Annotated in this window: 20 protein-coding genes and 1 pseudogene; 17 read left to right on the top strand and 4 right to left on the bottom strand. The window is 31.3% G+C overall.

What is annotated here, in order from left to right; genetic code table 11:
* The first annotated feature begins 23 nt into the window (after positions 1-23).
* From COJ46_RS03040 to COJ46_RS03030, 3 genes are all read left to right on the top strand, one after another.
* The gene (locus tag COJ46_RS03040) at positions 24-449 is read left to right on the top strand and encodes an SRPBCC family protein (RefSeq protein WP_097977630.1); all 426 of its coding nucleotides are present in this window, start codon (positions 24-26) and stop codon (positions 447-449) included.
* A gap of 267 nt (positions 450-716) precedes the next feature.
* Positions 717-1379, top strand: coding sequence for a DUF4085 family protein (locus COJ46_RS03035; protein WP_097977628.1), 663 nt, complete (start codon positions 717-719; stop codon positions 1377-1379).
* A gap of 120 nt (positions 1380-1499) precedes the next feature.
* Positions 1500-1757, top strand: coding sequence for a hypothetical protein (locus tag COJ46_RS03030; protein ID WP_097977626.1), 258 nt, complete (start codon positions 1500-1502; stop codon positions 1755-1757).
* A 282-nt stretch (positions 1758-2039) separates the two neighbouring features.
* On the opposite strand, the gene COJ46_RS03025 is transcribed toward COJ46_RS03030, so the two are convergent.
* Entirely contained in the window at positions 2040-2882 is an 843-nt protein-coding gene (locus COJ46_RS03025) for a hypothetical protein (RefSeq protein WP_097977624.1), read from the bottom strand.
* A 421-nt stretch (positions 2883-3303) separates the two neighbouring features.
* On the opposite strand from COJ46_RS03025, the gene COJ46_RS03020 reads away from it, so the two are divergent.
* From COJ46_RS03020 to COJ46_RS02970, 11 genes and pseudogenes are all read left to right on the top strand, one after another.
* Entirely contained in the window at positions 3304-4335 is a 1032-nt protein-coding gene (locus COJ46_RS03020; protein WP_097977622.1) for an alpha/beta fold hydrolase, read from the top strand.
* Between the two features lie 29 nt (positions 4336-4364).
* A complete protein-coding gene (locus COJ46_RS03015; protein ID WP_420488149.1) occupies positions 4365-4943 on the top strand; it encodes a TetR/AcrR family transcriptional regulator in 579 nt (192 codons plus the stop codon).
* Positions 4944-5137: 194 nt separating this feature from the next.
* Positions 5138-6358 carry a phospholipase D-like domain-containing protein gene (locus COJ46_RS03010; RefSeq protein ID WP_097977618.1) on the top strand — a complete coding sequence of 407 codons (1221 nt, stop codon included), beginning with the start codon at positions 5138-5140 and terminating at the stop codon, positions 6356-6358.
* A 179-nt stretch (positions 6359-6537) separates the two neighbouring features.
* Positions 6538-7569 carry an N-acetyl-gamma-glutamyl-phosphate reductase gene (gene argC, locus COJ46_RS03005; RefSeq protein WP_097977616.1) on the top strand — a complete coding sequence of 344 codons (1032 nt, stop codon included), beginning with the start codon at positions 6538-6540 and terminating at the stop codon, positions 7567-7569.
* Between the two features lie 13 nt (positions 7570-7582).
* On the top strand, positions 7583-8806 hold the full coding sequence (gene argJ / locus COJ46_RS03000; protein ID WP_097977615.1) for a bifunctional ornithine acetyltransferase/N-acetylglutamate synthase: 1224 nt from the start codon (positions 7583-7585) through the stop codon (positions 8804-8806).
* A gap of 14 nt (positions 8807-8820) precedes the next feature.
* Positions 8821-9591: an acetylglutamate kinase gene (argB, locus tag COJ46_RS02995; RefSeq protein ID WP_097977613.1), complete on the top strand. Its 771-nt coding sequence runs from the start codon at positions 8821-8823 to the stop codon at positions 9589-9591.
* Positions 9584-10747: an acetylornithine transaminase gene (locus COJ46_RS02990; RefSeq protein WP_097977611.1), complete on the top strand. Its 1164-nt coding sequence runs from the start codon at positions 9584-9586 to the stop codon at positions 10745-10747. The genes argB and COJ46_RS02990 overlap by 8 nt, the downstream gene beginning before the upstream one ends.
* Before the next feature lie 157 nt (positions 10748-10904).
* The gene (locus COJ46_RS02985) at positions 10905-11372 is read left to right on the top strand and encodes an NUDIX domain-containing protein (protein ID WP_097977609.1); all 468 of its coding nucleotides are present in this window, start codon (positions 10905-10907) and stop codon (positions 11370-11372) included.
* A 169-nt stretch (positions 11373-11541) separates the two neighbouring features.
* A complete protein-coding gene (locus tag COJ46_RS02980) occupies positions 11542-12450 on the top strand; it encodes an aminoglycoside phosphotransferase family protein (protein ID WP_097977607.1) in 909 nt (302 codons plus the stop codon).
* A 399-nt stretch (positions 12451-12849) separates the two neighbouring features.
* Complete coding sequence (locus COJ46_RS02975; RefSeq protein ID WP_097977606.1) at positions 12850-13590, top strand: hypothetical protein; 741 nt, start codon at positions 12850-12852, stop codon at positions 13588-13590.
* Positions 13587-14794 (top strand): annotated as a pseudogene (locus COJ46_RS02970) (NAD(P)/FAD-dependent oxidoreductase). Before COJ46_RS02975 ends, COJ46_RS02970 begins: the two are co-directional and overlap by 4 nt.
* A gap of 186 nt (positions 14795-14980) precedes the next feature.
* On the opposite strand, the gene COJ46_RS02965 reads toward COJ46_RS02970, so the two are convergent.
* The 3 genes from COJ46_RS02965 to COJ46_RS02960 form a co-directional block, all read right to left on the bottom strand.
* The gene (locus COJ46_RS02965) at positions 14981-15457 is read right to left on the bottom strand and encodes a DinB family protein (RefSeq protein WP_097977604.1); all 477 of its coding nucleotides are present in this window, start codon (positions 15455-15457) and stop codon (positions 14981-14983) included.
* Between the two features lie 66 nt (positions 15458-15523).
* On the bottom strand, positions 15524-15700 hold the full coding sequence (locus tag COJ46_RS24335; protein WP_176522597.1) for a hypothetical protein: 177 nt from the start codon (positions 15698-15700) through the stop codon (positions 15524-15526).
* A 304-nt stretch (positions 15701-16004) separates the two neighbouring features.
* Positions 16005-17084, bottom strand: coding sequence for a site-2 protease family protein (locus COJ46_RS02960; RefSeq protein ID WP_097977602.1), 1080 nt, complete (start codon positions 17082-17084; stop codon positions 16005-16007).
* A 266-nt stretch (positions 17085-17350) separates the two neighbouring features.
* On the opposite strand from COJ46_RS02960, the gene COJ46_RS02955 reads away from it, so the two are divergent.
* From COJ46_RS02955 to COJ46_RS02945, 3 genes are all read left to right on the top strand, one after another.
* Positions 17351-18817 carry a long-chain-fatty-acid--CoA ligase gene (locus tag COJ46_RS02955; RefSeq protein WP_097977601.1) on the top strand — a complete coding sequence of 489 codons (1467 nt, stop codon included), beginning with the start codon at positions 17351-17353 and terminating at the stop codon, positions 18815-18817.
* A gap of 271 nt (positions 18818-19088) precedes the next feature.
* Entirely contained in the window at positions 19089-19841 is a 753-nt protein-coding gene (locus COJ46_RS02950) for a hypothetical protein (protein ID WP_097977599.1), read from the top strand.
* Between the two features lie 605 nt (positions 19842-20446).
* Complete coding sequence (locus tag COJ46_RS02945) at positions 20447-24610, top strand: S8 family serine peptidase (RefSeq protein WP_176522596.1); 4164 nt, start codon at positions 20447-20449, stop codon at positions 24608-24610.
* Positions 24611-24646 lie beyond the last annotated feature (36 nt).

Raw genomic sequence — 24646 nt, 5'->3', positions numbered from 1 at the left:
GAATCAAGAGAGGCGGTATTGAAATGGAAACATCTAAAAAAGTAACAGTAAAAGCAACTATTAAAGCATCAATCGAAAATGTATGGGAATTTTGGACAGAACCTGAACATATTAAAAAATGGAACAGTGCTTCAGATGACTGGCACACACCTATTGCAGAAAATGACTTACGTGTTGGTGGGGAATTCCGTTCAAGAATGGAAGCAAAAGATGGCAGCTTCGGTTTCGACTTTGGTGGAATTTATGATGAAGTAAAAAAATATGAGGTAATTGCATATACTCTAGGTGATGGAAGAAAGGTTAATATCACATTTAGTGGTAAAGGAAACGAAACGGAAATAATTGAAACATTCGATTCTGAAACAACTAATCCTGTTGAGTTTCAACAACAAGGTTGGCAAGCAATTCTAGACAATTTTAAAAAATATGCAGAACAAATAAATATGTAGGTAGAAACACAGAGAATGGTTTTTTAGAATCATTCTCTTTTTTTGGCTTATCAGAATTATAAATAGAAAGGTTAAACAAAGAAAATATGGAATAATGCGACTTCAAATTCAATAGTTGAAGATTATGAGCTACAATATGTGGCTTTTTTTAGTATCTGAAATTCTATGTAAAAAAGCAAAAATCCCCCAAATTACAAAGCTAGAAATATTAGATACAATAAACTTAATATTTTAATGAGGCTTATCAGCGAAATGGGGTTTAATTAAATGAAGTATTATTCAAAAGACTGGTACAGCAAAATGCAGGTATATGGTTTCTTGTTGTCCTTTCCAGAAACAAAAGAAGAATGGGATAAATCTATTAAGAATTTTGAATCTTATGGAAGAGATTATATAAAAAACCATAAAGAAGACTTAGAAATTTTAAAAAATGATTTGCTAAAATTTCTTCCTGAGCCGTTCCATCAATATATTAATGACGGAACATTGAATACATCGTATCCATCAGAAAAACTTAGAAATATGATTAATAATTGGAAGGACAAATACAACCAGCAAATGGAGGAACTGGATAAAGAATATTTATCAAACTATAACTCGAGTAAAGATTTACTTCCATTTAACATTGTAAAATTAAATGAAATTTCATTACATGATTCAAATGTAATATCTATTGAAAATCCTACAAACGATACATTTGTTATCTATTTAGATTGCGAAGGCGGTTTTAATGATTTTTCTGAAATCAAACTCACTTTTAAGGGAGTTAAAGAAATAAGTATGCCTGAGAATATTAAAGGTGGTTTTTGGCTTTACGATGAAGTTTATCCAACAAAAATAGGTTTTGAACTTCACGTCCTTTTTGACATCCCGTTTATAGAATTTAAGATTGTAGCTGAAGATATAGTAGTCGAAGGAAAGAATCTTTAGTAAATAATGGTATAATCGAAGTACAGAAAATATGTAATTAGAAATATAAAGAAAGTCCTTATAGATAATTAAATTAAATAAAACGACTTTCAAAAACTCAATTGAATAGGGAGAAAAATTGTGATTTTTGATATTTTATTTTTTGTATTTTTTATATTTGCATCTTTTTATTTTTATAGAAAGTACATATTAATTGGACATGGAATGAACTATTTTATTGGTTCAAATTCATTTATAGCAGGTTTTGGAATTATAAAAGACAATATTCCTAATGAAAAGAAATGGGTTTTTCATATCATAACGGTAATAATAGGTCTATCAATTTTAGCTTTAGTTGAATTTTTAAGAAAAAAACAAAATTTAAAGATCATTAGCTAAGTTTTTTGTTGAGGAAAAAGAGGGAAATCAACAATGAATAAATTAAAATCTATAGTTGCATACGAATGGAAAAGTATAGGAGCTATTTTATTATTTACTTTTGTGAGCATTTCAAGGTGGTTAGAACATGATTACGATTTTTACTTTTGTTTGCTAATAATCTCGTTAATTATTTCAATATTTAGGGCAGTTTTCAATATTTTAGTAATAATAACAGATCTTTAAGGAATACATATGCAGAAATAAAAGGGCTACTATGGTAGCCCTTTTATTTCTTTTGACCTAGTTAATGCTTGAAAACAAAGGATCGATATTCACTTTCCATGGAGAGATAGGTGACGTTCTCACAAAGGTAAAAGAAAGTTTGGTCCTTATTCGACCCTTATCTTTTATAAAGAGATTAACCTCAACTGGGATTTCAGTTTCTAAAGAGGATGACTCTGTCTCCTTTGGTTGGGGCAAAGTCCACTGTATTGCTTCTATTTTTTTTATTTTCTTTAGATCTTTTTTTATATTTTTTTGATTACTTATGGCAATTTTTTTAACCAAGCCTTTATCTTGGTTTTTAATAGAAACGAATAATACATTTAGCAGTTGGGAAGGTGGTTGGTTATTCATATATTCATTAATCTTTCCAGCAGCTTTAAGGATCATCACATAATGAGATAAGTCTGCTTTACCTGTCCGATGTGTCGTGCTTCCCATAAAATGAATGCAAAAATGACCACAGAAACCGTTTGGAAGTGAACCTGCACCATGTGGCATACCGTGCATGGAGGCAGGGATTAGGTTTTCATCAGCTAAAATTAATACAGCCCTTCTTCGCCAACTCCAGTTCCCATCGTATATTTCCTTCATTATCCTTGTATCTTCTCTCGTTAATGGCTGAACATCTGCATGCCTACTACCAGCTCTTCGTTGTACATTAAAGCTCTTACCACTTTCTACATCGATTACAGTGAACAACGAGTATTTTGGAATTATTTTGTTAACAGCTTCCCAATCCTGAATTTCTATTTGAAAGCTAATTGGGGGGAGTACTTGTTTGTCTGTCTTAGCGTAAGTAAAATCTGCAAAGCAAATTAATGAAAGTGACATTATAACAATAAAAAAAACTTTTTTCACAGCTAAAAATCAACTCCGATGTTTAGTAATTAATAACATCTATTTTGTGTTATTTTTTAGAAAAAAAAGCTAATAAAAATTTGGAAATAAAAGAGAATTAGTTTTTTAGGGAATTACTCATACTTAACTAGATACTTCTTAATAAATTCTTATTGAACTAACGAATTCCTAGTTGCACTACTTGACCGACTTAAGTCGAGTTTTTTGGAACAAAAAATCAGTTAAAGTGAATAATCAAACATAATTGAACTAACTAATAAATATCTTAAGGTAGATATGGGATTAAATGTAAAATGGATCTTTTCCGACATTTTTATATCTCCTAAGTGGAATAGACAGAGCAAGATGCATAATATATTATGAGTGAGTAACTCACTCACTAACTAACTAAAAAAAAGATATTAGAAAGGAATAACTCAAAATGACAAAATCCAATATTTTACCCGATATCTTTTTTCGTAAATTTAATCAGTGGAAAAATGAAAAGAAGTTAGAAATTAATACTGAATATATGATCAATGTAGAAAAGTATGTAACAATTGGGGGGATTGATCAATGGATTACAATTCGAGGGGAAGATAAAAGAAACCCTGTTCTTTTATTGATTCATGGTGGTCCCGCTTCAACTTATACAATTTTTAGTTCTTTAATACGTCCTTGGGAAAAGCATTTTACAATTGTTCAATGGGATCAGCGAGGTGCAGGAAAAACTTTTAAAAGAAATGGGAAAGAAGGCTGTGGTAAAATTACATTACTCCAGTTGGCAGAAGATGGAATTGAATTAAGTAATCTAATTTGTATGGAACTTGAGAAAGAAAAAATTATTTTGGTTGGAAGTTCCGTCGGTAGTCTTATAGCTACATTAATGATAAAGGAAAGGCCAAATCTCTTTTATGCGTATGTGGGGACTGATCAAAACTGTTTTGATTATGAAAATATTGCATATCAATTGGCCATTGATGCCTTGTCTGATGCAGGGAATACGAGGGGACTAAAGAAATTTTCAGAACTAGGACCAGATCAAACAAAATGGACACAAAAAGATTATGATAAAAGAAATCAGATATTAGTAAAATCTATAAAAAATGTGCCTAATATGGTAATGGACCTTATTTTACCTTCAATGCTTTCATCACCACAACATAATATTAACGATCTTTTCGATTTTTTTAAAGGGATGAAATTTTCGGGGGAACAATTGTTTAACGAACTAATGAATTTTAATTATGGACGGTTAGGAACAGTATTTTCAATTCCTTTCTTTATTTTTCAAGGAGACAATGATATTATTACCCCTACTAAAAATGCAGAACGATTTTTGCAAGAAATCGAAGCACCTTTAAAAGAGTTTATTTATATCAATAACGCTGGACATTTAGCTTGCTTTGCTAGACCTGAGCAGTTTTTACAAGAATTAATAAAAAGAGTAAGACCATTAGCAATTCATAATTAAGTAAGAATGTATAAATTGGAGTGAGTAAGTTGTTACCTAAAGAGAATAATCAACAAACTAATCGAAAGGTGCTTATAAAACAATCTGCATTGAAAATTTTTGCATTGAATGGTTATAAAAATACGAAAACAAGTGTAATTGCAACTGAAGCAAATGTAAGTGAAGGTTTAATTTTTCGCCATTTTCAATCTAAGGCAGAGTTGTTTTTTCAACTTATTGAAGGATTAATGATTGAGTCTCAAAGTGAGCTAAGTTCATTGCAGTTTTTCCAGGGAACGCCTTACCAACTATTAAAATTATTAACTGAAAAAATGTTAGACGAAAATCATAAGTATGCATTTATGATTATCCAACAAGCGAGGAAAAACACCGAAGTACCAGAAAAAGTGACTGAATTATTATCAAAATATTCACCTGATTATTTAATTGATTTACTAATTCCAATATTTATAAAAGGACAAGAAAGTGGTGAATTCATAAAGGAAGATCCACGAAAAATATTAGTATGGTATTTCAATGTGATAAATAGTTTAACGATTCAAGATCTAGTTGATAATAAATTTGGTTTACCTACTACTGATTTTTTGATGAAAATGTTAAAGGCTTAATTGGTGAACTAAAAATTCTCAGTAATAAGAATACTTTAAGGTTGTCTAATTAGGCAGCCTTTTTTTAGTCCAAATACAACTTTTTATTTAAAGAGTTTCTAAATGAAAAAAAATACCATAATTGAAATAAATATGGATATTTAAGTCATTTTATTCAAAAAATACTCTTATGCCAAACCTAGTAAGAGGAATCTATGAAAAAAATCTTAAAATTCATATTTAAAACTTTAGTACTCCTATTTTCACTATTGGTCATCTTATTTGCTTTAAATGAGATTGAAATGGAGAAAGCTCAAAAAAAGAATATTTTTGCAGAAAAGCCAATAACTTATCGAATGGGACATAGTGATTTGTCGATTTATACGAACGGAAGGAAGTTAAATAACCAATTATTTCATGATATTAGGAATGCAAAAAAGGAAGTGCATATCTACTTTTTTTCAGTATCTAATGACCGTGTTTCACATGAATTTTTAGATGTTTTAAAAAAGAAGAGTGATGAAGGAATTCCAGTTTATTATGCTGTTGATCGACTTGGTGGAATTTTATTAGAACGGAAAGAAAGAAAATCTTTAATTGATCATGGAGTACATTTTACCTATTTTAATAAACCGCAATTATCCTATTTTTTTGCATCGTTAAATAACAGAAATCATCGTCGGATGACGATTATTGATGGGGAAATTGGCTATATTGGTGGATTCAATATAGGTAAAAAGTATATAGATGAAAAAAAAGGCTTAAAACCGTGGGAAGATGTTCAGCTTAGATTAGTAGGTAGCGGTGTTGAAGGCTTAGAAAAACAATTTGTACATGATTGGAGAAAAAATTCAGACCAAAAAATTACTCAAATGGAGATCAGTAAAAAAATTGGGAGAAGCCAGCATCAATTTGTTTCTTATACTAAAATAGGAATTGAGCAAGAATATAGTAAATTGTTTAAACAAGCAAAACAGTCTATCACAATTTATTCTCCTTATTTTATACCGAATAATAAAGTGATTTGGGATTCTTTATTAGATGCAGCAAATAGAGGGATTGAAGTAAAAATACTATATTCGCATAAGTCAGATGCACTTCTAGTACAACAAGCAGCATTTCCATATATTAAGCAAGCTTGGAAAAATAATATAAAAGTATATGGGTTTAAAAAAGGTATTTTTCACGGTAAAGTAATTAAAATTGATGATCAAGTTCTTATGATTGGCACTACAAATTTTGATTCCAGGTCATTTCATTTAACGGATGAAATGAATTGTTATATATATGATCAACATTTTATCAAGCAGGTAGAACCAGAATTAGACGATGTATTTAATCATGCATTTGAAATTACGCCAACTTATATTAAAAATTTACCTTTTAAAGAAAAAATAAAAGAAAAAATAGCGAAAGTATTTGAGTTTTATTTATAGGGCTAAAAACTAGTTGTACTGTATTTTTATTTAAAGAATACAATAAAAAAATAAAAAAAGATTAATCAAGAAAATTGGTTAATCTTTTTTTATTTTTGAAAATTTATAAAAATACAATTGATTTTATAATTATTCATAATTATAATGAAGAATATAATTTTACAAAAGGGGATTTTAAAATGAAAGTTGGTATTATGGGAGCAACCGGATATGGTGGTCTTGAACTCGTAAGATTACTATCAATGCATCCGGAAATAAGCGGTATGAATTTTTATTCAACATCAGATTATACGGAAGATTTGTCTACGTATTATCCACATTTAGCTACTAGTACTAGTGGGGCAATAAAAAAGTGGAATAAAAATAAATCTGTTTCAGAAAATGATATTTTGTTTTTTGCTACACCACATGGAGTTAGCAGTGAATTAATGGAAGAAATCGATTTTTCAAATACAAAATTGATTGATCTATCAGGAGATTTTCGATTAAAAAAAGAAGAAACATACCAAAAATGGTATAAACATACACATCCTTGTTTTTCAAAAACGAATCAATTTATATACGGACTATCTGAACTTAATCGAGAAGCGATCAAACAATCCAATAATATTGCTAATCCGGGATGTTATCCAACAGCAACGCTACTCGGAGTCGCGCCATTATTAAAGGCAGGAATTGTAGCGAAAAATTCAATTATAGTAGATGCTAAATCTGGAATTTCTGGTGCTGGAAAAACGCCTAATCAAACGACTCAATTTATGAATCGAAATGAAAATTTAACAGCCTATAAAATTACTGAACATCAACATATACCTGAAATTGAACAATTTATTGGATCAATTGATTCAACACAGGATTTTATAACTTTTACACCACATTTAATTCCAATGACTAGAGGGATTTTGTCAACGATTTATGTTACTTCAACACGTGAAATTAGTAACGAAGAATTAAAAGAAATCTATAACCAAAGTTATGAAGATTCCTATTTTGTGAGAGTAAGAGACGGCGTACCTTGTACAAAAGATGTTTATGGTTCAAATTTTTGTGATTTATACGCTACTTATGACAACCGTACAAATCGAATTACAATCGTTTCTGTCATTGATAACCTTGTTAAGGGAGCGGCTGGGCAGGCAATTCAAAATATGAATTTAATGTTAGGTTTGCCAGATGAAACAGGTTTACAATTTACACCAATATTTCCATAAGGAGAGATAAAAGTTGATAACTAAAGAAAAGAATATAAAAAAAATAAATGGAACAATTACATCACCAAATGGTTTTTATGCAAGTGGAGTTCATGCTGGACTACGTTATAAACGTAAAGATTTAGGATTAATTTATTCTGAGAAGCCAGCAACAGTTGCGGCAGTTTATACTTTAAATTTATTTCCAGCTGCACCAATTGCGATTACAAAAAAGAGTATTGCATTTAGTAATAAGCTTCAAGCAGTTTTAGTAAATAGTGGTTGTGCAAATGCATGTACAGGTAAAAAAGGAGAAGATGATGCCTACTTAATGAGAGCATGGTGTGCTGAACACCTTAATTTACCAGAGCATTTAGTCGCAATCGCATCGACTGGTGTAATCGGTGAATATTTAAAAATGGATCGTTTAAAGAGCGGCATTGACAAGTTAACGGTCGGTAATAAGTTGGAAGATGGAGAAGATTTTGGTCAGGCAATCTTAACGACAGATACTGTAATAAAAACGACTTGTTATGAAGTATTAATTGATGGAAAGATTGTAACGATTGCTGGGTCTGCAAAAGGTTCTGGAATGATTCATCCAAATATGGCAACTATGCTTGGTTTTGTGACAACTGATGCTACGATTAGTTCTGGTCAGTTACAGACTTTATTAAAAGAAGTAACAGATAAGACTTTTAACCAAATTACAGTTGATGGAGATACTTCAACAAATGATATGGTATTAGTTATGGCAAATGGAGCAATTGAACATGAGGAATTAACTGAAAGTCATCCAGATTGGGCAAATTTTGTAGCTGCATTTCAATTAGTTTGTGAAGACTTGGCTAAAAAGATTGCTAGAGATGGTGAAGGGGCAACTAAGTTAATTGAAGTAAATGTAAATGGAGCCTCAAGTCTAAAAAATGCAAATCAAATTGCTAAAACGATCGTCGGATCAAATTTAGTAAAAACAGCTGTTTATGGTGAAGACGCTAACTGGGGAAGAATTATTGGTGCCATTGGATATAGCGGTGTCGAAGGGAAATTTAATCAAATCGATATTTCCATTAATGGTGTAACCGTATTATTTGGTAGTAAACCAGTTGAGTTTAATGAAGAAGAGGCTAAAATTGCTTTGAAAAATGAGATTATTTATATTGATGTCCATTTACATGAAGGAGATGCACTTGGTACTGCATGGGGCTGCGATTTAACTTATGATTATGTGAAAATAAATGCAAGCTATCGCACATAAGGGGGAAATAAACATTGGAAACAGTAGTTATTAAACTTGGTGGCAGTTTAATCCATAACTTATCTAATACATTTTTTGAAAATATAAATCAATTAAAAATGAGTGGTAAAAAAGTCATCCTTGTTCATGGAGGGGGACCACTTATAAATAACTTATTATTAAAGTTTTCAATTCCAGTTGAAATGGAAGACGGCATTCGTAAGACTTCATCCGAAGTTTTAGAAATTGTAGAATATGTGCTAAATGGAAAAATTAATAAAGATTTAACGATTATTTGTAATCAATATAATATTAAAGCGATTGGTCTATCAGGATGTGACAATCTATTACTGGAAGCTTCACTTTATAATAAGGGAAAATTAGGTTGGGTTGGAGAAATTGAGGATGTAAATACGAATCTATTAAATTTACTACTTAACAATGATTATGTACCAGTTATTTCGCCTGTTGGAGTGGATAAAATTGGCCAAAAATATAATATTAACGCAGATGAAGCGGCAAAAAGTATAGCCAAGGCAATGAATGCGGAACTACTCTGCTTTATTACAAATACAAATGGTGTTTTAGATCTAGAACAAAAATTGATTGAAAAGATTACGCCTAGTGAAGTTGATAAATTAATCGATGAAAAAACAATTTATGGTGGAATGATTCCTAAAGTTACGAGTGCTTTAAATGCATTAAATATAGTAAGTTCAGTGGCTATTGTTGGTGAGAATTTCTTAAATGAAAATGGAACGATTAACGGTACAGTATTTACAAAAGGAGTTGTGTTAAGTGAGTAATTTATTCCCAACTTATAATAAAAAAACAATTAATTTTCAAACTGGAAAAGGTACTTACCTATATGATGACGAAAATAACAAGTACCTAGATTTTTTAAGTGGAATTGCTGTTTGTAACCTAGGTCATTGTCATCCCAAAGTTGTAAATGCATTAAAAGAACAAGCAGAATCGATTTGGCATGTATCAAATTTATTTACAATTAAAAAACAAGAAGAGCTAGCTAAAATGTTAGTAAAAAGCTTTAAGGATGGATTAGTATTTTTCTGTAATAGCGGTACAGAAGCAAATGAGGCAGCTATAAAATTAGCAAGAAAACATTCAGGTAAATCTCATATAATTAGTTTTAAACAAAGCTTTCATGGACGTACGTTTGGATCAATGGCTGCTACAGGTCAGTCTAAAATCCATGAAGGATACGGCGAAATGTTAAGTGGCTTTACATATGTACCATATAATGATTTGAATGCTTTACAAAATGAAATTAATGAAAATACTGGAGCAATTATTTTGGAAGTAATCCAAGGTGAAGGTGGTGTAATCGTTGGTAATAATGACTTTTTTGAAGGGGTTCAAGCTCTTTGTAAAAAACATGAATTATTACTCATTGTTGATGAAGTACAAACCGGAGTGGGCAGAACAGGAACAATGTTTGCCTATGAACAAACTGCACTAAATCCAGATATTATTACGCTAGCCAAAGGTTTAGGGAATGGTTTTCCTGTTGGGGCAATGCTTGGTAAGAACAATCTAGCTAATACATTCTCGTTAGGAGCGCATGGTTCAACTTTTGGCGGAAATTATTTAGCAATGGCGGCTGCTTTTGAAACAATCAATATAATTAATGATTTGCAATTTTTAAATAGTGTAAAAGATAAAGGACAGTATTTATTTGATAAATTAGCTGAAATAAAAGAAGAGTTTCCACAAATAGTAGAAATACGCGGTAAAGGATTAATGGTTGGTATCGAATTAAATCAATCTGTGGATCAACTAGTGGAGCAATTTTTAAAGAAAGGTTTAATCGTTGGAACTGCAGGACCTAATGTATTAAGATTATTACCGCCAATTAATTTATCATACGAAGAAATAGATGAAGCAAATCAAATAATGAAACAAGTTCTTTCTTCTTATTTTTTAGATAGCCAAGTTAAATGATGGATAGTATTTTTTGACTAGAAGGCATTCATGGACTCATACCATGATGCCTTTTTATTATTTAGGTCTTTCTGCTTGATTCGTAAAAATAGATTGAAAGTTGAATTTATTTTTTAGATAATGGACTAATCACTTTTATTGGGGGAGGAGTTAGGCTATGTATCATATTCGTGTAAGAGCATGTGCTTTAATTGTTGAAAATGATTCAGTATTATTAATTCAATGTACAGATGAGAACGGAATTCACTATAATTTACCAGCTGACGGCACCGAACCCGGTGAGACAATAATTGAGGCTGTAAAAAGAGAATCATTTGAAGAAGCTGGTGTAGAAGTTGATGTTGGAGATCTAGTATTTGTTTCAGAAAATGCACCTCATATGACTGGACATAGAATACATGGATTAAGTTTAATGTTCCGCTGTTATATTAAAGAAAACTCAATTCCTAAAATGCCACCAAATCCAGACCCAAATCAAACTGGCGTAAAGTGGATACGAATTAATGAATTAGACAATATCATCTTATATCCAAATATTAAAGATCAAATTATTCAATATGCAAAAGGTAATTACCAAAAAAATCAATTAATTGAAGAATACAAATTGAAAGAACAACTAATTTGATTACTCTCCACATCTTTCATCTAACGGAAGTTGAGTTTCTCCATGTTTTTTTAAAAAGTGAGGCACTCAATTTTTCTACTTTGACAAAAAACAATTGTACTTCAGTTCTACTCATATTTTTATAAATTACAATCATTAAAAACGATTCTTTATAGAAAAGGATGATTAAATGATAACCCTTCCAGATCAGTTTATAAAAACGATTAAAGATATCCACAAAGAAAAAGGAGAAATATGGCTAAGAAATTTTGAAGACTTATGTAATAGATGTGAAATTCGATGGAATATGAAAATATTATCTCCTTTTGAATTATCATATAATTTTGTAGCGCCAATTTTAATTGATGGTCAAAAAAACGCAGTGATTAAATTAGCCGTACCTAACGAGGAATTTAATAGTGAGGTTGAAGCTTTAAGGGATTTTAAAGATAAAGATTTTGTTAAAGTTATAGATTACGATCTAAATGAAGGAATCCTAATTTTAGACCAACTATTGCCTGGTGATACTCTTGCTACAATTAAAAATGAAGAAGAGGCATTGGATATTGCTGTCAAAGTAATGAAAAATTTATGGAAAGCTGCACCTAAATCAACTAAAATACCTTCCATATTAAGTAGAGAAAAAAGCTTAAGTCGAATTGTTGAAAAATTCCCTAATGGCTTAGGCCCTATATCAAAAGAAATGCTATTAAATGCGTTTACTATTTTTAAAGAAATGAATCGTACACAATCTACAAAATACTTACTTCACGGTGATTTACACCATTATAATATTTTAAAAGCTGGAGAAAACTCATGGAAAGTTATTGACCCAAAAGGATTGATAGGCGAAAGAGAATATGACATTATCCAGTTTCTTTTGAACAACTTAGAAGGAAAAGATATTCATACAACTCTAGAAAATCGAATTGATCTACTAGTAAAAGAATTGAATCTAAATAAAGAAAGAGTACTGCTGTGGGGTTATTCGCATGCTGTTTTATCAACATGTTGGAGTTTAGAAGATGAAGGAACTTATAATGAATATTTTTTTCAGGCTATAAGTATTTTTAAGGATTTACATACAAAATTTTGTTAGTTTATTGAGTTGCTTTATTTAAGGATCTGATAAAAAGATTTTTGATTTTCCTATACTGCTATGTAGTAGATTATTTCATAAGAATATTTTTGTGACAAAAAAGCGAAATTACCCCAAATTACAGTAGTAGTTCTTTACTGTATAATCATCTTTATGGGAGTAACTGGAAATTTTGTAAACAAAAATATTAATAGGAGTACATAGTATGAAAAATAAGTAACGATATTTTTCTCTTTTAATATTTATAGTTGTTGTATCTTCAATTCTATTTTATAAGCACCAAACTGATGCAGAAACTGTAAATGTAAAAATAGGACAATCAGATCAGTTCACTAAAGACGAAATAAAACAGCAGTAAGTACTGTAAAGGAAAAATTCAAAGGTTATAAAGGGTGCAGCTTGACCGATCTATGGTATTCAGAAAAAGATTCTCTTGCCTTCAGCAAAGATTATATGAATTATGGTGAAAGTTATGAAAGAGTTGTAGGCAATAAAAATGTAATTGTTTTGCTTTCAAACTTTAAAGTGGATTCTTCCGGTGGTGATGGAAGCTGGAAGCCAAATTCAACTCAGACTAGATATACTTGGATTTTAATAAGAAATAATGATAAGGGTAAATGGAGAGTTATACAAACAGAAGATACTTATACTGATGCTAATCATGTAAAAGTGAGAATAGGACAATCTAAAAAGTTAACGAAGACCGATATAAAGACAGCATTCGATACCGTCAAGAAAGAATTCAAGAAAGATAAAAATAATGAAGGATGCACAATAACCGAATTACATTATTCAGAGAATCAAGCTATAGATGCAGATACAATTGATGATTATATGGAAGATAAAAATGCCATAGTTGTCTTTTCTACCATTAAAACCGCTCCTACAGTTGTAGGTGGTTGGGATGCAAATCAAACGATGGATAATTTTAGTTGGACGCTGGTTAGAGATAGTAAAAAAGGAAAATGGAGAGTGAAAGATGCTGGATATGCATTTAATATAAATTTATTCTTTTTAACTAATGCTATGTTTTCGTTTAACAATAAACGACTACTTATTAGAAGTTGTATTATAGGTAGTAAAAAGCAAATGAGGTTGGAAATAGTAACATTATACTTTATAACTGGAGGATATAGATGAATTTACAATCTGGAACCTATTATTGGCCGACTACTTTTCCCGATGCTCCATCATATCCAGCATTGGAAGCAGATCTATCTTGTGATGTATTAATCATTGGAGGTGGGAGCTCAGGAGCACAATGTGCATATTATCTTTCCGATACTAATTTAGATGTAGCTATAATTGAAAAATCAACCATTGGCAGCGGCAGTACTAGTACCAATACGGCCCTCCTTCAATATTCCGGTGAAAAAATGTTTACAGATATGATCAACACCTTTGGAGAAGGCTACATCGAAAGGCATTTACAACTACTGAAGGAGGCCATAAATGAAATTGAAGCAGCCTCAAAGAAAGTCAGCATTAATTGTGAATTCAACAGAAGAGATACTCTCTATTCCGCAAGCTGTGTAGACGACGTTGAAAGTCTTAAAAAGGAATATGAGTTCTTAAAACAGCTTTTTTAACAAAGGAAGATATTGAAGCAAAATATCCTTTTAGCAGGGATGCCGCTATTTATTCATATAATGATGCAGAAATCAATCCTTTCAGATACACACATGCACTTTTGGATCACGCCGCAAGCAAAGGAATCCGTATATATGAACATACGGAAATGAACGGTCGCCATTATGATAAAGAACGAGATAAGATGATTGTGTCTACAAAGAATGGTCATTCTATCAAAGCACGCTATATTATTTATGCAGCAGGTTATGAAGGAATTGAGATTAAAAAGGAGAAAAAAGCTTCCTTTGTAAGTACATATACTGTAACTACCCATCCAGTCAAGGATCTATCTGAATGGTATAACAGAACACTCATTTGGGAAACCGCTCGTCCCTATTTATTTATGCGTACAACTAGAGATAACCGGATTATCATAGGCGGACTTGATGATAATACTTCGTACCCAGAAGATCGTGATAGTAAATTGATTCACAAAAAGAAGAAACTGATTGAAGAGTTTAATAAAATGTTTCCAACTATTCAAGTACAGCCAGAATATTACTTAGCTGCATTTTATGGAGGGACATTCGATGGCATTCCGATTATCGGAAAATATGAAGAATTTCCCAATAGTTATTTTCTATTTGCCTTTGGTGATAACGGAACAGTTTACAGCCAGCTGCTCTCGAAGCTTATTGCAAAGGAAATTGTTGAAGGGAACTGTCCAGATATAGACCTTTACTTGCAAGAGCGACCTTTAATAAACAATTGATTTTTTATTTCTTCCAATTGATTCTATTTAACATATAGGCTCTGTTAAACTTTAATGTTGATAATTGCAGAAAAATAGAGAAAACCCCATATGAGGGTTTTCTTGATATTGAATAGCCCATAACTCCTACAATTAGAATAATTATATTTTTGTATTTTCTTCATAAATTTCACTCAACAACAACTTTTAAACAGTGGCAAGACCCCGTCCAATTAAATTTGCGGAAACAGGTTGTTTCCCGATTTCCCTTGCCCAAATAGATAATTGTCCTATATGGTGAATTTCATGAGCAATGGTATGTCTAATGATTTCACCCCAAGTATCCGTCACATTTCTTCCATCTGGTAAGGTATCGTAAAATAAACAGTTTTCCATATCATGATCCCAGCTGTCTACAAAATTTTTCACTTCAATATGAAATTTAGCGTCCAATTCTCGGACTTTATCTAAGCTTTTATAAGCATTGAAATTCTCCTGAAAATCAGATTTTCCTTGTAGGACTCGAATCCAGCTCCACTCTACATCAACTATATGAAAAAGTGTATGTAAAATACTTCCCATTCCACCAGAGCGGGTCAACAATAATTCTTCTTCACTTAACTCTTCACACCACTTATACCATTCTTCTCTTACCGACCAGTTATATCTAAAAAACATTTGCATTTATAACCCCTCCTCATGGGCAGCCTCATAATTACCTATAAATCCTCCTTTTTAACGAAGAACTTCTTAATTTGGTCCATTAATATTATTCGAATTAGTAGGATTGGTTGTATTTCTCCCAATTTCTTCATTCAATGTTTGATTATCACTTTTATTTGGAGCGCCAGTACCAAACTTCTTTTCCATAAAAAAACCAAATGCAATCATTATAATAACAAATCCCAAAATAACAATTACAAACATTGTGGTATACCTACTGACATTTTTAATTGAAAACTACACAAAACTCAAATTTACACAAAATGTATGTAAAATAAAAAGCTCGTTTTAGTTCTACCTTTAAGATATTCCATTTTTTTCCATTAATTCCTCTTCCTTGGTGAACTAAACTACCATCTAGCTCTAACATTAGCATATTATTTACTATGCACTATACTTCAAATCCTAATAGGGAAATGGAAAAGGTCAAGAATAACAAGAAAGCATTTATAATTAAAATAAAAGAACCTATCTTGAATTATTTTTTTCAAAATAGGTTCTTTTTCTTTTATCTACCTAAAACATGTTCAATTAACCCATAGCTCCAAAATCCAAGTAAAGCTAAACTACTCGCTAAGATGATATAGGCAATAAAAATTTGCCATTTTTTACGATTACTAGAAACATAGTAAGTTTCTAACGTTTCTTGTTGTTTCAGTAAAGGTGCAATTCTTTTATGCTTAATTTCTTGAATCTTTTCATCAATATAAGTTCTCCAGTCTAAGTCTGGTTCTTGTAAGCGTGCTCGAACTGAACGAATTAGATAGTTTATTTCAAGACGTTCCTTATGAATTTCTAATTCTAACTTCTTATTATCCTCAAAAAATGGGAAAAAGAACCGTTTTACAATCGTACGATCAGAGTAGACATTAAAAATCCCAAATTGAAATTGTTTAATAGTATGCTCGTATAATTTTATTTTTTCTTTAATTACCTTTAACTGGTAAGCTTCTCGAATTCGTTTAATGAATGTCGTAATACCTAAAATAATAATATAAAATGCGATAAAATTAGGTTGATAAAATAAATACACTAGCATCATCATAATTCCGATAAACCAAAAAATTGGAGGTAATACACTTAAAATTCTCCCGCCATCTAGAGGAGAAATAGGAATTAAATTAAACAAATTAAGTATACAGCCTAAAGCAATGACTAATCCGAAGAATTCATTATGTGTGTAATGATAGAGCGGAATTGCTGGTAGAACCGAAATTAAGCCTAAAAACGGACCACCAAACGCTACATAAGATTCAGTTACAGCATCTTTTGGCATTTCTTTAAGTGATATAACTGCCCCGACAAAAGGAATAAAAAATGCTGGTGAAGTTGGTAGACCCTTTTGTTTCGCAGCAATTAAATGCCCGCCTTCATGACAAATTAATAAGTAAACAAGTGCGAAAGCAAAATACCATCCAAAAGTAAATCCGTATACAAATAAATACAATATCATGCTTAAAAAAGATAAAAATTTTGCAGCTTTTAATAGCGGTAAAAGTAGCTTTAATTTTGTTCCTATTAGTGCGATTACAACACCAATTCTTGTTAATGATTTTTTCGTTTTGTTATTGATCATTGGTTGTGCCATTCATTTCACCTTCTCGCTAATTATGATATGATTATGTAGTATTAAAATTATATCATTAAAGATTATTTGTTTGATAGAATAATAAAGAAATAGGGACTAAAGTCTGCCGTTTTACTGAGATAAAAAGAAAAAATTTAAGATGAAAATAACAAATTAGATGAGTTTAAGTAAATGTTAGAAAGTTATCTTTCTAACTTTTGCATTTTTCTAGAATATTTTATTATATGAAATAGTAACAATGAAATTAACTAAGGATTGATAAAGAAATGAATATATATGGGATGATTAAAGAGGTAGCAGATAAAAAAGGTAAAAACATAGCTTTTAGTTACGATGGAAACAAAATAAATTATGAAGAATTCATTTCTTCGTGTGAAAACATAGCACAACTATTAGTTGAAAATAAGATTGAAAAGGGAGATGAAATTGCGATTTTATTAGGAAATTCTCCTGAGTTTGTACAAGCTTATTTAGCAATATTAAGATTAGGTGCAATCGTCATTCCATTAAACCCAGCTTTTACGGAAAGTGAGCTCAGCTATATTTTAAAAGACTCTTCTACAAAACTTGTTATATCAACTAGTGAACAGGAGAAAAAACTTAAAAGTGTTAAAAATCAGTGTCCTTCATTATTAAATATTATTTTAATAGATGAAATACAACAGACGGTAATAAAAAATCAATTAGAAGAAATTGAAACCCTTCAAGATGATACGGCTGTTATTCTATATACATCAGGAACAACCGGTAACCCTAAAGGGGCAATGTTGTCTCATTTTAATTTAATTGAAAATGCAAATGATTTTTCCAAGTTAATCGAATTAAGTGAAAATGATCAAATGATCGCAGTCCTTCCAATGTTTCATTCATTTTGTTTAACATTATGTGTAAATATGATTTTGTTAAATGGAGCATCAACAATCATTATTCCTAAATTTAATCCAGCTGAATTAGTTGAGGTAATCAAACAAGAAAAAGCTACTTTAATTGCGGCAGTACCGACGATTTATAATTATTTATATCAATTAAATAGTGCGACAGCAAACGATTTTAGTAGTTTGAGAGCATGTATTTCAGGCGGGGCATCTATACCTATCGAATTATTTCAGTCAATTCAAGAAAAATACAAAGTATTAATTGTAGAAGGCTATGGACTATCTGAAACAGCCCCAGTTCTTACTTTCAATCCATATCGTGGAATTTGTAAACCAGGATCAGTTGGACTTGATCTACCTAGTGTTACGACAAGAATAGTAAATGAAAATGGCGAAGAAGTTCCAACTGGTGAAGTAGGAGAAGTTGTTGCGAATGGACCGAATGTGATGAGTGGTTATTTAAATAATATAGAAGAAACTGAAAAAGCATTTTTTAACGGTTGGTTTAAAACGGGTGATCTCGGTAAAAAAGATGAAGATGGATATTTATTTTTATTAGATCGAAAAAAAGATGTAATTATAACGAACGGATATAATGTTTACCCTAGAGAAATAGAAGAAAGACTTTATCAACATCCTAATATTATTGAAGCAGCGGTAGTCGGAAAACCTAATCAATTAATAGGTGAAAGTGTATGTGCTTATTTAGTCGTTTCAAATGACTCACTTTCAGAAAGTGAGATCATGGATTTTTGCAAAAAAGCACTAGTTTATTATAAAGTTCCTAAGGAAATTAATTTTGTAAAAGAACTGCCTAAAAATAGTACTGGGAAAATTTTAAAAAGAAATCTTAAATAATTTTGGAGACCAATCATTTGAATGGTCTTTTTTTTTATGCAAATTGGGCTATTCCCATCTCCTATACAAAAATAGTAAAAAGTCATGCGTAATTAAGAAAATCATATAGTCTAAATTTTGTATGTTTGACACATTACTACAAACTAAATACTACTAAATTTTGGTATGAAAGAAACGGTGATGAAATTAAATTAGTTTATAAGAATTTTGCTTTCCAACTCTTTGTGTTTATGTGACTATTAAGTTGGTCATTAAACAAAGGGGATCAAAAATGAGAAAGAAAATGTTTATTTTGTATGTAAGTTTATTGTGGGTATTATTGTCGAGTTGTGCAACGCAATCATTTAATGGCAACTATTTTGAATTGGATGATTATGATAAATTAACTTCATTTAGTGCACATAAAGGAGACGTGTACTATGTTGATTATTCATTTGTTGTTAATAAAGGTTATGTAGATTTAATTGTCTATAATAAAAAAACGAGAGATATTGTTTTTACAACATCAATTAAAAAGAAGGCAAAATATCAAGGATCTTTTAATATACCAAGAAGCGGTATTTATATTGTGGAAATGGATGGTTATAAAGCATCTGGTCAATATAAATTCAAACTTAATAATGAGGCAATATCAAAAAATGAAGCAACTATTGAACACATGGATGAAATGTTGTTAACGAATACAAAAAATCACGATTTTGAAATAGAGAGATGGAAAGATAAAAAAAATACTTATTACAATGTAACATTCAAAACAGATTACACTGGAGTAGAGCTGTGCACATTTGATGGTATTAAGAATGAAAACAGTGGAGTAATAGCAGGTAATTACGATCGGCAGGATGATCTTGTTGCATTACCAACAACAGTTGATGTTTGGAAAAGCGCAAAAACGATGATTCATTTTAATATTCCAAATGAAAAAACGATAGGTGGTATGGTAATTTGCTATATTCCTATTGAAAAAGATGGGGAAACACTTAGTAAGGAAATCAAATATGATCGAATCCTCTTTCATAAATAAATGATAATACAACGCACTTTTATTAGAGGTGTATCAATTCCAACTGTAAAAACGTCTAAAAAAATAAAAATGGAAAAACTATAGATTAAATCGTAAGTGCATTAAACAGATTTTAGAGAGATTGATTTATTAATCTAATATATTGGAGCAAATCAATGAAGCTATACTTCAAAAAGGAGTATAGTTTTTTGTAATAATTTAATAAAAAATCCTGTATTTTGACATGAATTCCTACAAATCCCACAATTTTCAGCTGAAAAAATCTTACAAAAAACAACAAAAATCATCTTTTTGTGATTTTATTTCTTTTTTATTTTCATATAGAAGTCAATATGAAAAATATTAAAACTAAGTTAAAAAATAAATGAATATTCTGACTTTACTTAGTAGATTAGTATGAAAATTTAATGTGCTATTTTTGTAATCCACTAAAATTTAGTGATGATTATCTCGAAATAAAACAAGATTTATTGGGAATAAATGTAATTTTTGTAGAAAAATGAGGAATAATTTCATCTAAAATTCCCCCAATACACTTTAAGAATTTGTCTGATTATAATAATAATTGTAAGATTTTTCAGAAAAGTACAAAAAGGAGAATGCAGATGATGAAGCATAAAAACAAAAAAATTGTCAAAGTAATGACTGCTGGAGTAATCACCTCTAGCTTATTTTCGGCAAGTTTAATGTCTGGTCACAAAACATTCGCAGTGACAAACTCTACGGGCTCCAATGGTAGTATTAAGGATATTGATAGTTATATCAAAAATATATCCAATGCAGATAGAGAAATGATTCACAGCATGCAGGAAAATAATAATGCGGAAGGGCTAAAGATCTCACCTGACGTAGATTTAAATGTAGATACTCCTTTAAATGTAATTGTTCAGTTTAAACAAGCTCCATCAGATATTGATTTTAAAATCAAACAAAAGAGCGGTCTTAATGCTTCCATGCAGGAGTCAAGAGATAAGGTAGAGGAATCTCATAAAAAATTCAAAGAACAATTAAATGGAAATGCAAAATTAAAATCGATTGATCTTAAAAGAGAATATAAGACTATCTTTAATGGAGTTGCAATGACATTACCTGCTAATGAAGTAAAAGAACTTTTAACATTAGATACGGTAAATGCAGTTTATGAAGATCGAGAAATTACTGTCGAACCTTTCGTAGAACAAAATGGTGAGCCGACAAACAACGCTTCGATTAAATTAAATAATATGGAACAAATCGGTGCTGAAAAGCTACACAAAGAAGGAATCACTGGTAAAGGGATTAAAGTAGGTGTCATTGATACAGGTATCGATTATACTCATCCTGATATAAAAGATGTGTATAAGGGCGGATATGACTTTGTAAATAACGACTCAGATCCTATGGAGTCAACTTATGATGATTGGAAAAAATCTGGGCAACCTGAAATAAGTCCAACTTCAGGTGAACCGTGGTATACGGCACATGGAACACATGTATCAGGTATTATTGCGGGAACAGGTAAAAATAAATCCGATTTTGCCATAACAGGTGTAGCACCTGAAGTTGAACTTTATGGTTATAAAGTACTCGGACCATATGGTTCTGGCTCATCGAATACAATACTTGCAGGAATTGAAAAAGCGGTAGAAGATAAGATGGATGTAATTAACCTATCTTTAGGGGCACCAGTTGCTAACCCGCTTGATCCATTGGCAGTTGCGATCAATAATGCTACTTTAGCTGGAACAGTTTGTGTCCTTGCTGCTGGTAATGCTGGACCTACTCAGTATACAATTGGTAGCCCTGCTTCATCAGCGCTTGGTATTACAGTTGGCGCAAGCAGTTCGCCAATTACGGTTCAAACAAGCAATGCAGTTGCAACTTCAGCAACTGAAACTGTTAAATTAGATAATATGAGAATACTAGGTTCAGATTATACTAATCTCAATTCCTTAAAGGGATCTAACCTTCCAATTGTTTATGTAGGTAAAGGTCAAGTTTCAGATTACAATGGTAAAAATGTTAAAGACAAGATTGTACTGATGGAGCGTGGCGATTTAACTTTAAATGTAAAAATTAAGAATGCAAAGGCAAATGGTGCTAAGGCCGTAATCATGTTCAATAATATTAATGGTGAAACTTATATACCTTATTATTTCGGAAACAATTTTGACTTTATTCCAACTTTTAGTATCCCGAATGATCAAGGTACAAAACTTGTCAATATGTTATCTAAAGGTAATGTTAACGTAACGATGAATGATTTTGGATCTTTTGATACTGAAGGGGATAAATTGGCTGACTTTAGTTCAAAGGGACCAGCAAGAAGATATTATGATATTAAACCTGAGGTTACTGCGCCTGGAGTAGCAGTATTTTCTTCAATCCCAGCTTATTACAATGGAGTAACTCATAAAGATGACTACGAACATGCATATGCACGATTTGATGGTACTTCGATGGCTGCACCACATGTAACAGGTTCTGCTGCTTTAATTTTACAAGCTCATCCTGACTATACTCCTGAGCAAGTTAAATTAGCATTAATGAATTCTGCTGACGCATTAAACGGATCATATAGTGTTTTTGAAGAAGGATCGGGTAGAATTGATGCAGATGAGGCTGTACACTCTTCAATCCAAATTGGTGTGAATGATGATGCACCAACGCTCGATGAAAATGGTAATAAAATGATGATCCCTGAAACAGCTGGCGACCTAAGCTACGGTGGCATTGTATCAACGGATGAGGATTATACAGACAAAAAGACAATTGAACTGACAAACAACTCTGACAAAGATAAAGTGTTTGACGTAAAAGTTCAATTTAATAATGTTAGTAGTTACGATCAGGACGCAGTAAAAAATGGTATTTCTTTAGCAGTACCATCTGAAGTTAGAGCTAAAGTTCATGGAATGTCCAAATTTAAACCGATACTAACAGTTCCAAAAACCGCAGAATTAGGCATTTATGAAGGTTACATTACTTTTACGAATAAAGATGACAACAACGAAGTCTATCAAATTCCATTTGGCTTAAATAAAATGGAGCAAGGTATTAAAGAAGTTTTACTAACAACAAAAGCTTTTAATACAAGAAGAGATTTACCATTTGCAATCTCTGGATCTACTGGAATTGCATTCTCTCTGAATAGTCGCATGGAAACAGTTGATATCATTTTAAAGAACGCGGATACTGGTGAGCAATTAGGAATCATTGACTCATTTGACGGTGGATTTAATGAAGGCATGACATTCGGTTTAGATGGTGGATTTAACGGACTTTATTTCCCGTTCACTGGAAACCCTGACCAACCAGTTCATGTTACAAAAGCTCTTGCATCTCCAGGACGATACGAGATTGAAGTTGTTGGTACAAATGAAGAAGGAAAAGTATTTAAAAAGTCTCAGCAAGTTGTCATTGATAATACACTTCCAACAATGAAAATGAATATACCAGGTGGAGTTTACGAGGTTGATGATTCTGGTCTAAAAATTACTGGTAATATTTCAGATTCAAGTATTGATCTAATAAACAAAAATGGTGATAATATTGACCAATCAAAAAATACAGTCAAAGTAACTGGCGCACAAAACCCTATTGGTAATGTACCATTAGTCGTTGACAGTAAAGGAAACTTTGAGTACACAAGAAAAATCCAAGCAGAGAAAAATTTCTCAACAATGACTTTATTAGGCCAAGATATTGCAACGAACGGTATACAAAATCACCCAAGTCAGATATACACATTAGTTAAAAAAGGACAACCTTACATCAAATTAACAACTGACAAATTTGACGCAAAATACGGTGATACTGTTAAAGTAACTTTAAGTGAACACAATATTAAAAACCTAATGGGTGGTGAGTTTACACTTACTTATCCTAAAGATGTATTTGAATACCAAAGCACAGAAATTAGTAGTGAATATGTTAATGCAGCAAAGGCACTGGGCTTAACAGCTAACTTAACAGCACAAGATCAAAAAACTGATACATCTAATAACTGGCTTAAATTAACGTCAAGTTTAGATGGACCTACTCCTTCATCTGGAATTAATTCAAATATGCCAGTTGCGACGATTACATTAAAAGTTAAAGATAAACCAAACGCATATACAAAATGGGTTCAACAATTAGGATTCCAAACTGCTAAAGCGAATATTTTAGGACAACCACAAATGACGATTAACAACAAATTCGGCCAAGGAGTTAATATTATTCCTTCTTATTCAATTCTTGAAGGTGGATTCTTGCCAGATGGATTTATTCCAAGTAATTTAATTTGGTTAGATCCAAAGAGGGATTATTCAAAAGTAGGAGCAGAAGTGTATGTAATCGGTGGCAAAGATGGAAAACGTTATGATGCAACGATTAACAGTGCTGCTAGATTCTCAGTACCTAATCTACCATTACTAGATCAATCCTACGAAATTGTTATCAAAATACCAGGACATTTCGAAAGACATGTAAATGTTAATGAAATGGTAGATTCATACGATACAATGGATGCTGGAAAATTAAAATATTTCTACTACGCAATTATGAAAGCTGGAGATGTTAACAATGATAATGTCGTTGATATAATGGATGCAGTCTACATCACTAGCAAACTAAATACAAATGATCGAAATGCAGATATCAATTTCGACGGAATAGTTGATTACAAAGATCTTGACTATGTTAAGAGAAACTATCTAATGCAAAACCCTGACGTATCTGGAAAAATCAAACCAGTTACAAAATATAAAGGGAAAACGATTGACGATTATATTAAACCATTAGGATAAGTTGTATTTTGTAGTTATTGCCACTAGCTTTTATGC

Source organism: Bacillus sp. AFS077874, from assembly GCF_002566505.1.
Classification (GTDB): domain Bacteria; phylum Bacillota; class Bacilli; order Bacillales; family Bacillaceae_G; genus Gottfriedia.
The sequence above is the reverse complement of the archived record's forward strand: the minus strand, read 5'-3'. Positions and strand labels throughout refer to the sequence as shown.